An 11,826-nucleotide genomic window follows, 5' to 3' on the forward strand; every position below is an offset into this window, starting at 1 on the left:
ATAGCATGTCCACCAGCCGCATCAACACCGCCGGCGTGAATTACGTCCGCGATCATCTCACCCATATCCCCCGCCCGGACCGTGAAGCCAGCCGGGCAATCCGTCAATGGCTCAGGCAGCAAGGCCATGACGTCGCCCCCGAACAGATCGATGTCGTGACCCTGCACTACCGCGCCGATGCCAGCGGCGGCTACCTGGCCGCCATTATCCAATGCCTCAGCTTGCCACAGGCATTGCTGAGCAACTGGCAAGGGGAATCCAACAACGATCTGTTCGGTGCCCTGTTTGCCGCGCCGTGGGCTGGCAGGCTGCCCGATGGCCCACTGCAGCTGGTCGAAACCCTGCCAGCGCCTGGCTTCAATCACTATGGCGCCGCCTACTCGGTGTTCAATGGCCTGTTCCGCCGCACCAGGCCACAACGTTATGACGCCTCGACGCACCTGCCGATCGCTGCCGAGGCCTTCCAGCAATTCATCCACGAACTGGATTTCCATGCGCCGTTCAAGGCGCAGCTCGACCGCTACTGGCGCGACCATTTGCCCGATCACCGTCTGGTCAGCAAGCTCAACTTCATTGCCGCCTGCAACAGCCAGGTCGCCGAAGGCAGCCTCAGCGAAGCGGCCAGGAAGCTGGCATGGCAAGCCGCAGGGCTGATGCCGCGCGGCGGCAAGTTGCGCCTGAGCACCCTGAGCATCTATGGCTACGCCGCCACCGACATCCTCTACCTGAATGACAAGGCCAGCGACCTGACCCTGTTGTATATACCCGGCAACAGTTCGCCGCTGCTGGAATTCGCCAGCGAAAACGCCATGAAGGACTGGATCGGGCACCAATGCAAGGAGCCTGCCAGGCGCTTGGCCCTGAAGCAGCACTTCCGCCTGGCCGACTGCCCGCAAGGCCTTGACTTCAGCGGCCTGGACACTGCCCTGGAAGGCCTGGCGGAATACCCCTCCAGCCATCGGCTGCCACCCGAACACGGCTACTTCAACGACGACGGCACCTGGCCACCACGAACCTACGTCAACTACCGGCCAGGCAAGTACAACCCGAGGATAACCGGCGACCTGTTCCAGGCATTGGCCGAACGCCAACGCCAGCGCAGTTACGATGACGCCGACTTCCTCATCACCCGTGATAGCCACATCAGCAAGGCCCGATGGCTCGGTTACCTGACCACGACGCTAAATCTGCTGGCGCCGTTGTGCCTGGTAGTGCCAGGCCTGGCACCGTTGTTGGCCGTGGGTGGCATCGCGCAGCTGGGCCTGGGGTTGGACCAGGCAATCAATGGCAAGTCGTCGAAGGACCAGGAAGCCGGTGTCGGCAATATCACCTGGGGCCTGTTCAATGCCGTGCCGCTGGCCATCGCCGGCGCCACCAGGGCCAAGGCACTGTTCGAATTCAAAACCGAAGGTTTCACAGCACCAGTACGGCTGAACGAGCAGATCGGTTACCCATTGAGCCCAGTCTCGCCACCTCGGTTCCCTGAGCCTGAAGGGGCGCGCTACTTCCATACCCATGAGCCCATTACGCCACTGCCGGGAGGCGACCAGGCCATTGCCGATTCGGTTATCCGCACGCCGCTCTACACCGGCGGTGTCGATAATCTCGATGCCAGTATCGATACCTATAACGCACGGGTAGTCTATGACTTGGAGCGCGATGTATTCATTCGCGAGGAAGACCTGAATGAGGTCGAGCCAGTCGGCTATGTCGCAAGGGTTGGAAGCAGGGACCTGCAGCCCGTGCGCAGCCCTCGGACAGTCACCAACGCCATGCGCAGCCGTAGCTTGCGCGCGCTGGGCATTGATCTGGCGCTGCCAGTGCGGATCCCGCCATTGGCCACCGAAAGCCAGGCGATTCCCAAGCAGGTGTCTTGCCTCTGGGTAGGCGACAAGGTCATCGCTCCCGAACTGCTGGCCAACCTGGGCAGGAATGCTGCCAGGCTTGGAAACAGCGAGTACACCCTGCGCCTGTTCCTTTCCAGTGCCGCCCCCGAAGCCTATACCGAAAACCTGCGCCTGCTGGCTGAGCAAGCCCCTGATCTGCAAGTGCTGCCGCTGGAAGAACAAGCCTTTTTCAGGGCATTTCGCCAAAGCAGATATTATGCCCAGTACGACGCCGCGCTGGATGGCAATGGTGGCATTGCCAGCAACTATGCCTCTGCCTCCGACGTTCTACGCTACCCGATGCTGCATCACGAAGGGGGCCTGTACATGGATGTTGACGACACTCTGCTGGACACTGGCGAAACCATTGACCAAGTCGAACTATGCACTACCCGCGACGGCCTGCTGCTGGCCCCCCCCATGTCCAACGAGAAAATGGGCATGAACTGCCTGTACAACACCAGCCTGATCGGCAGCCACGCCGGCAACCCGACCCTGGAAGCCATTTCCGAAGAAATGCTTGCACGCTACCAGCTCAACCAAGACTTCTATGACAGCAGGCCCAGCCTGGCCGATGACCCAGCGAACTTCTACCGGTATGCCAACCGCCTCAGCCGCATGACCGGCCCGGCCATGCTCAGCGATGTGGTCGATCGCCACTTGCCGGCGCTACGCACCTTGCGGCAGATCCTCAACCTGTACTGCGTACCACGGGTCAACGCCTACCGGTTCGTCGACCTGCCGCAAAGCCAGGCGGCAGTGCGCACGCTGCTACCACTCAACCGCTTCGCCAAGGTGGGAGGCAATCATTCGTGGAGCAGGCCGTAAGGGTAAAAACGGGCGAGTTGCGTCGCCCGTTTCATCAACCGTTGCGGTGCAGCTTGCTCATCAGTTCGGCCTCAGCCTGGGTCAGACCGCAGCTTTCGGTCAGTTCGGCGACGCTGGCGCCCATGCCCACCAGCTTGGCGGCCTGGGTGAAAGTGACGTTTCCGGGGTCGCGTTGCTCCAGCTGCTGGATCCGGTCCGGCAGCGACGCAACCGACACGCTCAACGCATGCAGCGCCTCGCCCATGCGCACGCTACCGTTCTGGTAGTCGTCCAGGCGCTTGGCCAGGTCCTTGATGCGCTGGTCACGCAGCGCATCACCCACGGCCTGTTGGGCGGCAAGCTCCCGCTGGCGCTTGCTGTAGTTGAGGAAAAACCACAGGCTCGCAGCCCAGGCCAGCGCCAGGAAGATGACAGCAACCTCGAGGATCAACTCAGATATTCTCCAGCTCGGACCACTCTTCCTCGGTCATCATCTTGTCCAGTTCAACCAGGATCAGCAGCTCACCGTTCTTGTTGCACACGCCCTGGATGAACTTGGCCGATTCCTCGTTGCCCACGTTCGGCGCGGTCTCGATCTCGGACTGGCGCAGGTACACCACCTCGGCCACGCTGTCGACCAGGATGCCGACCACTTGCTTGTCGGCCTCGATGATGACGATGCGGGTATTGTCGGTGACTTCGGTCGGCATCAGGCCAAAGCGCTGACGGGTGTCGATCACCGTCACCACGTTGCCGCGCAGGTTGATGATGCCCAGCACGTAGCTTGGCGCACCCGGCACCGGGGCGATCTCGGTGTAGCGCAACACTTCCTGCACCTGCATCACGTTGATGCCGTAGGACTCGTTGTCCAGACGGAAGGTAACCCATTGCAGGATCGGATCTTCGGAACCTTGTGCAGACGACTTTTTCATTCCCCTACCCTCAATATCCGCCACTGGCGGTGTGTTCGGTGTCATTTCTGTTTCGCATGCAACTGCTTGGCTGCACCGCTGGCGATCAGTTCGGCCAATGCAGCGACGTCGAGCAATGCACACATGTGTTCGATAACCGTGCCGGCCAACCACGGGCGCTGGCCACGCTGGCTACGCCACTTGATCTCGGACGGGTCCAGGCGCAACGAGCGGCTGACCTGGTGCACGGCCAGCCCCCATTCATAGCCCTGCACGGAAATCACGTACTGCAGGCCCTGGCGAAAATCATCGCGGTAGCGGTCAGGCATGACCCAACGCGCCGTGTCCAGCACCTTCAGGTTGCCGGCCTGGCAGGTCAGGATGCCCAGGAACCAGTCAGGCTGGCCGAACAAGGGCGTCAGCTCCTGGCCGGCCAGGGAGTAGATCGAGCCCAGGCATACCAGTGGCACCGCCAGGGTCAGGCCGGCCACGTCGAACAGCAGGCATTCGAATGGCTCGGCCGCCCAGGCCGGTCGGCCATCGACGGTGCTCGGCGGCACGGGTAGGTCGGGCGCCGGCAAATGCACATCCACCAAGGGCATCGCCACCACGGTGGGTTGTTCGACCAGCAGCGGGATACTGGCCTCGGCTACGACTTCCCGCTCGACCACTGACACGACCGGGGCTTCAACCGGAATCACGTTGGGCAACACCGCCGGCGTGGGCTCGGCGAAAGGCCGTAGCGCCGGGCTGGCGATGGTCTCGAGCGGTGCGGGCCGGGCCTGTTGCCGGGCATCGCGTGCCTGTTCTTCGCGCACCGCGTCGGCGAACTCGTCCGCCACGGCGGGCGCAACGAGCAGGTCTGCGGCCTCGGTGGCATCCTGCAACAGACCGTCAAGGTAGGATTGCAGGGCCATCTGCGGCCGGCTGCTGGTTGTCTTGGTCTGGGTCATCAAGCCACCTGCGCCGCAGTCTTGTAAGTCAGCAGGTGCTTGAGCAGCGCGCGGTAGGCCACCAGGCCACGGCTCTTGCTGTCGAATTGCGAGGGCGTGACGCCCTTGCGGCTGGCATCACGCAGGCGCGTATCTACCGGGATGTAACCTTGCCACACATGCTGGCCGTAACTGTCACGCAACTGCTTGAGCGTGCCCAGCGAGGCCTGGGTACGACGGTCGAACAGGGTCGGCACGATCTGGTACGGCAGCGCCTGCTTGCGGGAGCGATTGACCATGCCCAGGGTGCCGACCATGCGCTCCAGGCCCTTGACTGCAAGAAACTCGGTTTGCACCGGGATCACCAGCTGCTGGCTGGCGGCCAGGGCATTGACCATCAGCACGCCGAGCAAGGGCGGGCTGTCGATCAGGGCAAAGTCGAAATCCTGCCACAGCTGCGCCAGACTCTTGGCGATTACCAGGCCCAAGCCATTCTGCCCCGGCGACTGACGCTCCAGCACGGCCAGCGCGGTGCTCGACGGCAACAGCGAAATACGCTCGTCACTGGTGGGCAGCAGCAATTGTCCGGGCAAGCCCTCGGGCACGGCGCCCTTGTGCAGGAACAGGTCGTAGCAGCTGTGCTCCAGGGCATCCGGGTTGTGCCCGAAGTAACTGGTCATCGACCCGTGCGGGTCTAGGTCGACGACGACCACGCGCTTGCCGGCCTCGGCCAGCAGGCCGGCCAGGGCGATGGTGGTGGTGGTCTTGCCGACACCACCTTTTTGATTGGCTACTGCCCAGACTCTCATCAAGCAAACTCTATCTATTGATTTGGCAGGAACACTGCTGGGGCAACTGTCTTGCTGAACATCTGAAAGCTCGCGCGATCAGTGTGGGAGCGGGTTTACCCGCGAACACCGGCGCAGCCGGTGCCATGTACCGTGTCGCCTTCTTCGCGGGTGGACCCGCTCCCACAGGGGACCGCGCTACATTCAACTATTTGGCAGCGTCGGGGAATTGACGGATCACTGCCCCGCCACCGTTGCTGGCGTTGCCGGTGCACTTTGTGTGCCAGCCCGGCGCAATGCCGCATCCGGCTTGGCATTGGCGCTACCTGAACCGGTCAGGCTGCGGCGTACTTCGAGGTTACGGGAAATCACCAGCACCACCCGGCGGTTGCGCGCGCGGCCTTCGGCCGTGTCGTTGCTGGCCACCGGCTGGTACTCGCCGTAGCCCACCGAGGCCATGCGTGCCGGGTCGACCCCTTCCATGGCCAGCAGGCGCACGATGCTCGCCGCGCGTGCCGACGACAGCTCCCAGTTGGTCGGGTACTGTGCCGTGCGGATCGGCAGGTTGTCGGTGAAGCCTTCGACGTGCACCGGGTTGGCGAACGGCTTGAGAATCCCGGCCACCTTTTCGATGATGGCGAATGCCTTGTCGCTGGGCATGGCATCGCCGCTGCCGAACAGCAACGAGGAATTGAGTTCGATCTCGATCCACAATTCATTGCCGCGCACGGTCATCTGGTCGCTGCTGATGAGGTCGCCAAAGGCATCGCGCACGTCATCGCTGATGGTTTTCAGCGGGTCGGCAGTGCTCGCCGCCAGAGCGGCATCGGTCTGTTCGCTGTCCTTGACCAGCGGCTCGGCCGGGCGCACGCTCAGCGGCCGCTCGTCGCCGATGGGGATCGGCTTCATGCTGCGTTCGGGGTCGTTGAACACCCCGAGCAAGGCCTGGGAAATGACTTTGTACTTGCCCTCGTTGATCGAGGAAATCGAATACATCACCACGAAGAAGGCGAACAGCAAGGTGATGAAGTCGGCGTACGACACCAGCCAGCGTTCGTGGTTCTCGTGTTCCTCGGCATGACGACGGCGACGCATGGGTTACTCCATGAAGCCTTGCAGCTTCAGCTCGATCGAGCGGGGGTTCTCGCCTTCGGCAATCGACAGCAGGCCTTCGAGCAACATCTCGCGGTAGCGCGACTGGCGCATGACGATGGCCTTCAGCTTGTTGGCGATCGGCAGCAACACCAGGTTGGCGCTGGCCACACCGTAGATGGTGGCGACGAAGGCCACGGCAATGCCGTTGCCCAGTTGCGACGGATCAGCCAGATTGCCCATCACGTGGATCAGGCCCATCACCGCGCCGATGATGCCGATGGTCGGCGCGTAGCCGCCCATGCTCTCGAACACTTTGGCAGCCTGGATATCACGGCTTTCCTGGGTCAGGAAATCCACCTCAAGGATGCTGCGGATGGCCTCCGGCTCGGCGCCGTCCACCAGCAGTTGCAAGCCTTTGCGGGCATACGGGTCGGACTCGGCATCGGCCACCCCTTCCAGGCCCAGCAGGCCTTCCTTGCGCGCCGTCAGGCTCCAGTTCACCACGCGATCGATGCCGCCGGCCAGGTCGACCCGTGGCGGGAACAGGATCCAGCGCAGAATCTGCAAGGCGCGCTTGAACGACGCCAGCGGCGACTGCAGCAAGGCCGCCGCCAGGGTGCCGCCGAGCACGATCAGCGCCGCAGGGCCATTGATCAGCGCGCCAACATGGCCGCCTTCGAGGAAGTTGCCACCGACGATGGCGACAAACGCGAGGATCAGGCCGATCAGGCTGAGCACGTCCATCAGACGCACGCCTCCACCAGGTGCTTGCCGATATCGTCCAGGCTGTACACCGCATCGGCGAGGTTGGCCTTGACGATGGCCATGGGCATGCCATAGATCACGCAGCTGGCTTCATCCTGGGCCCACACCGTGCTGCCGCCCTGCTTGAGCAGGCGGGCGCCTTCACGGCCATCGGCGCCCATGCCGGTGAGCACCACCGACAGCACCTTGTCGCCATACGACTTGGCCGCCGAGGCGAAGGTGATGTCCACGCACGGCTTGTAGTTCAGGCGCTCGTCACCGGGCAGGATCTTCACCGTGCCACGGCCGTCGATCATCATCTGCTTGCCACCGGGTGCCAGCAGCGCCAGGCCAGGGCGCAGCATGTCGCCGTCCTCAGCTTCCTTGACACTGATGCGGCACAGCTTGTCCAGGCGTTCGGCGAAGGCCTTGGTGAACGCCGCCGGCATGTGCTGGATCAGCACGATCGGTGCCGGGAAGTTGGCTGGCAGCTGGGTCAGCACACGCTGCAGGGCAACCGGGCCACCAGTGGAGGTGCCAATGGCCACCAGCTTGTACGGCTTGCGCTTGGGCGCCGGCGAATGCGCTGGCGCGGCTACCGGGGCTGCGGCACGGCTGGTTACCGGCGTACGTGCCGGGGCCGGGCTGGCGATGCTGCTGGCAGGCGCCGGCGTAGCCACTGGCGCGGGGCTGGCGTAGCTGCCAAAGCGGCGGTTGCTGCGGGAAATGGTATGCACCTTCTCGCACAGCAGCTGCTTGACCTTTTCCGGGTTGCGCGAGATGTCCTCGAAATTCTTCGGCAGATAATCCACCGCCCCGGCATCCAGTGCGTCGAGGGTGACGCGGGCACCTTCATGGGTCAGCGACGAGAACATCAACACCGGCGTCGGGCAGCGCTGCATGATATGCCGCACTGCGGTGATGCCGTCCATCATGGGCATCTCGTAGTCCATGGTGATGACATCGGGCTTGAGCGCCAGCGCCTGGTCGATTGCTTCCCTGCCGTTGGTCGCGGTACCCACCACCTGGATCGTCGGATCCGCCGCGAGGATTTCCGAGACGCGGCGGCGGAAGAAACCGGAATCATCCACCACCAGGACCTTGACTGCCATAAACACTCCGTTAGGTGGCGCAACCCGCCAGGGTGCGCCACCGAAATCAAATACGCCGTGCGGCGTAACGCTTGAGCATGCTCGGGACGTCGAGAATCAACGCGATGCGACCGTCGCCGGTAATGGTGGCCCCGGACATCCCCGGGGTGCCCTGCAGCATCTTGCCCAGCGGCTTGATTACCACTTCTTCCTGGCCAACCAGTTGATCGACGACAAAGCCGATGCGCTGGGTGCCGACCGACAGGATCACCACATGACCCTCGTGCTGCTCTTCGTGCACCTGGCCCTGGACCAGCCAGCGCTTGAGGTAGAACAACGGCAATGCCTTGTCGCGTACGATCACCACTTCCTGGCCGTCGACCACGTTGGTACGCGACAGGTCGAGGTGGAAGATTTCGTTGACGTTGACCAGCGGGAAGGCGAACGCCTGGTTGCCCAGCATCACCATCAGGGTCGGCATGATCGCCAGGGTCAGCGGCACCTTGATGACGATCTTCGAGCCCTGGCCCTTGGCCGAGAAGATGTTGATCGAGCCGTTGAGCTGGGAAATCTTGGTCTTCACCACGTCCATGCCGACACCACGGCCAGACACGTCGGAAATCTCGGTCTTGGTCGAGAAGCCCGGGGCGAAGATCAGGTTGTAGCAGTCCGATTCGCTCAGGCGATCGGCGGCGTCCTTGTCCATCAGGCCCTTTTCCACGGCCTTGGCGCGCAGGATGTTGGGGTCCATGCCCTTGCCGTCGTCAGAGATAGACAACAGGATGTGGTCGCCTTCCTGCTCCGCCGACAGTACCACCCGGCCAGTACGCGGCTTGCCTGCAGCCTCACGTTCTTCAGGCATTTCCACGCCGTGGTCGACCGCGTTGCGCACCAGGTGCACCAACGGGTCGGCCAGGGCCTCGACCAGGTTCTTGTCGAGGTCGGTTTCTTCACCGACCAGCTCCAGGTTGATCTCTTTCTTCAACTGGCGGGCCAGGTCACGTACCAGGCGCGGGAAGCGGCCGAAGACTTTCTTGATCGGCTGCATGCGGGTTTTCATCACCGCGGTCTGCAGGTCGGCGGTGACCACGTCGAGGTTGGACACGGCCTTGGACATGGCCTCGTCGCCGCTGTTCAGGCCCAGGCGCACCAGGCGGTTACGCACCAGCACCAGTTCGCCGACCATGTTCATGATCTCGTCCAGGCGCGCGGTATCAACCCGCACGGTGGTTTCCGCTTCGCTGGCGCCGTGCTTGTCGGCAGCCGGGGCCGGCGCGCGTGGCGCCGCAGCAGGCTTGCTGGACGCTGCGGGAGCCGCAGCAGGGGCTGGCGCTGCGGCAGGCTTGGCCACTGGCTGGCTGTCGGCCTTGGCGGCAGCCGGCGCTTGCACCTTGGCCGCAGCGGGGGTTTCGGCAGCGACCACTTCGCCGCCGAACTTGCCCTTGCCGTGCAACTGGTCCAGCAGCGCCTCGAACTCGTGCTCGCTGATTTCGTCACCACCGGCGCCAGGGGCAGCGGCGGCAGGCGCCGAGGCCTTGGCGGCCGGCAAGGCATCAGCCTGGAACGTGCCCTTGCCATGCAACTGGTCGAGCAGCGATTCGAATTCGGCGTCGGTAATCTCGTCGCTGGCCGCTACCGGCGCACTGGCGACCGCTGGCGCGGCAAGCTCGGCACTGAACTGGCCTTTGCCGTGCAACTGGTCGAGCAGCGATTCGAACTCGGCGTCGGTGATCTCGTCACCTTCGCCACTGACGGTCTCACCCTGCAGCTGCTCGTCGGCTGCAGCTTGCGCCTTGACCGCATCGAGCGAGTCGAGCAACTGCTCGAACTCGCTGTCGGTGATGTCCTGCTCTTCGGCGGCAGCCTCGACAACCGGCTCCGCTGCCGCAGCGGCAGGCGCTTCGGCTTCTTGCGCAGCGCCCGGCTCGGCCAGGCGCGACAACGCCGCCAGCAGCTCGGGGGTGGCCGGGGTCACTTCGCTGCGTTCGCGCACCTGGCCAAACATGCTGTTGACCGTATCCAGTGCCTCGAGCACCACATCCATCAGTTCCGCATCGACCCGGCGCTCACCTTTGCGCAGGATGTCGAACACGTTCTCGGCGATATGGCAGCACTCCACCAGCTCGTTGAGCTGGAGGAAGCCGGCGCCCCCTTTTACAGTGTGGAAACCGCGAAAGATCGCATTGAGCAGGTCGGCATCGTCGGGCCGGCTTTCCAGCTCGACCAGTTGCTCGGACAGTTGCTCAAGAATTTCGCCGGCTTCTACCAGGAAATCCTGGAGGATTTCTTCATCGGCGCCGAAGCTCATCAAAGGTGCTCCTTAAAAACCCAGGCTGGACAGCAGATCATCGACATCGTCCTGACCGGACACGACGTCTTCACGCTTATCGGCATGAATCTGCGGACCTTCACCCCGAGTCGGATGTTTTTCTCGATCTTTTTCTGCGCGCAGTTGATCGTGGTCATGCTGGATACCCGCAAAGCGGTCGACCTGGCTGGCCATCAGCACCAGTTTCAGCAGGTTGCTTTCCACTTCGGTCACCAACGCGGTGACGCGCTTGATCACTTGGCCGGTCAGGTCCTGATAGTCCTGGGCCAGCAGAATGTCGTTGAGGTGGCCGGCAACCTTGCGGTTACCTTCGGCGCTGTGCGTCAGGAAACTGTCAACCCGCTTCACCAGGTCGCGAAACTCCGGCGCAGCCACTTCACGGCGCATGAAACGCTGCCAGTCGCTGCTCAGGGCCGCAGCCTCGCTGGCCAGGTCGTTGAGCACCGGGGTGCTTTCCTCGACCAGGTCCATGGTGCGGTTGGCCGCGCCCTCGGTGAGCCTGACCACGTAGGACAGGCGCTCGGTGGCGTCGGTTATCTGCGACACCTCCTCGGCCTGCGGCATGGTCGGGTCGATCTGGAAACTGACAATGGCACTGTGCAGCTCACGGGTGAGCTTGCCGACTTCCTGGTACAGGCCGCGGTCGCGGGTCTGGTTCAGCTCGTGGATCAGCTGCACCGCCTCGCCGAACCGGCCGTGCTCAAGGCTTGCGACCAGTTCCTGGGCATGCTTCTTCAGGGTCGACTCGAACTCGCCCAAAGACGTTTGTGATGAATCCATGGCGCCCCCCTGACGAGACTCAGCCGTTGACGCGTTCGAAGATCTTCTCGATCTTTTCCTTGAGCACCTGGGCGGTGAACGGCTTGACCACATAGCCATTGACCCCGGCCTGGGCCGCTTCAATGATCTGGTCGCGCTTGGCCTCGGCGGTCACCATCAGTACCGGCATGGCTTTCAGCTTGTCGCTGGCACGCACCTTGCGCAGCAGGTCGATGCCGGACATGCCGGGCATGTTCCAGTCGGTCACCAGGAAATCGTAGTGGCCGTTCTCCAGCATCGGCAGCGCCGTGATGCCGTCATCGGCCTCCTCCGTGTTGGTGAAGCCCAGGTCACGCAACAGGTTCTTGATGATCCGCCGCATCGTCGAAAAGTCGTCAACGATGAGGATTTTCATGTCTTTGTTCAAGTAGACCTCCAAGCAGTCTCTAACGCGCTCGGCCCCGAGCACGCATTCAATCAATTG

Annotated in this window: 11 protein-coding genes; 1 reads left to right on the plus strand and 10 read right to left on the minus strand. The window is 63.1% G+C overall.

Features of this window, described 5'->3' with window-relative positions:
* Positions 1-5: 5 nt before the first annotated feature.
* On the plus strand, positions 6-2,714 hold the full coding sequence (locus HU763_RS16885; RefSeq protein ID WP_186688819.1) for a dermonecrotic toxin domain-containing protein: 2,709 nt from the start codon (positions 6-8) through the stop codon (positions 2,712-2,714).
* Between the two features lie 34 nt (positions 2,715-2,748).
* Here the strand turns inward: HU763_RS16885 and HU763_RS16890 are convergent, their stop codons facing one another.
* From HU763_RS16890 to HU763_RS16935, 10 genes are all read right to left on the minus strand, one after another.
* The gene (locus HU763_RS16890) at positions 2,749-3,144 is read right to left on the minus strand and encodes a DUF2802 domain-containing protein (RefSeq protein ID WP_186688817.1); all 396 of its coding nucleotides are present in this window, start codon (positions 3,142-3,144) and stop codon (positions 2,749-2,751) included.
* Between the two features lies 1 nt (position 3,145).
* On the minus strand, positions 3,146-3,625 hold the full coding sequence (locus tag HU763_RS16895) for a chemotaxis protein CheW (RefSeq protein ID WP_003254393.1): 480 nt from the start codon (positions 3,623-3,625) through the stop codon (positions 3,146-3,148).
* A 41-nt stretch (positions 3,626-3,666) separates the two neighbouring features.
* Positions 3,667-4,557 carry a CheW domain-containing protein gene (locus HU763_RS16900; protein WP_186688814.1) on the minus strand — a complete coding sequence of 297 codons (891 nt, stop codon included), beginning with the start codon at positions 4,555-4,557 and terminating at the stop codon, positions 3,667-3,669.
* On the minus strand, positions 4,557-5,345 hold the full coding sequence (locus HU763_RS16905; protein ID WP_186688811.1) for a ParA family protein: 789 nt from the start codon (positions 5,343-5,345) through the stop codon (positions 4,557-4,559). Before HU763_RS16905 ends, HU763_RS16900 begins: the two co-directional genes overlap by 1 nt.
* Before the next feature lie 216 nt (positions 5,346-5,561).
* Entirely contained in the window at positions 5,562-6,419 is an 858-nt protein-coding gene (motD, locus tag HU763_RS16910) for a flagellar motor protein MotD (RefSeq protein ID WP_170031080.1), read from the minus strand.
* 3 nt (positions 6,420-6,422) lie between these two features.
* Entirely contained in the window at positions 6,423-7,163 is a 741-nt protein-coding gene (locus tag HU763_RS16915; RefSeq protein WP_186688808.1) for a flagellar motor protein, read from the minus strand.
* Positions 7,163-8,275: a protein-glutamate methylesterase/protein-glutamine glutaminase gene (locus HU763_RS16920; protein ID WP_186688805.1), complete on the minus strand. Its 1,113-nt coding sequence runs from the start codon at positions 8,273-8,275 to the stop codon at positions 7,163-7,165. The genes HU763_RS16915 and HU763_RS16920 overlap by 1 nt, the downstream gene beginning before the upstream one ends.
* Positions 8,276-8,321: 46 nt before the next feature.
* Positions 8,322-10,562, minus strand: coding sequence for a chemotaxis protein CheA (locus HU763_RS16925; RefSeq protein WP_186688802.1), 2,241 nt, complete (start codon positions 10,560-10,562; stop codon positions 8,322-8,324).
* Between the two features lie 12 nt (positions 10,563-10,574).
* Complete coding sequence (locus tag HU763_RS16930) at positions 10,575-11,363, minus strand: protein phosphatase CheZ (protein WP_170031087.1); 789 nt, start codon at positions 11,361-11,363, stop codon at positions 10,575-10,577.
* Positions 11,364-11,382: 19 nt separating this feature from the next.
* Entirely contained in the window at positions 11,383-11,757 is a 375-nt protein-coding gene (locus HU763_RS16935; RefSeq protein ID WP_170031088.1) for a chemotaxis response regulator CheY, read from the minus strand.
* Positions 11,758-11,826 lie beyond the last annotated feature (69 nt).

This window comes from Pseudomonas anuradhapurensis (assembly GCF_014269225.2).
GTDB lineage: Bacteria > Pseudomonadota > Gammaproteobacteria > Pseudomonadales > Pseudomonadaceae > Aquipseudomonas > Aquipseudomonas anuradhapurensis.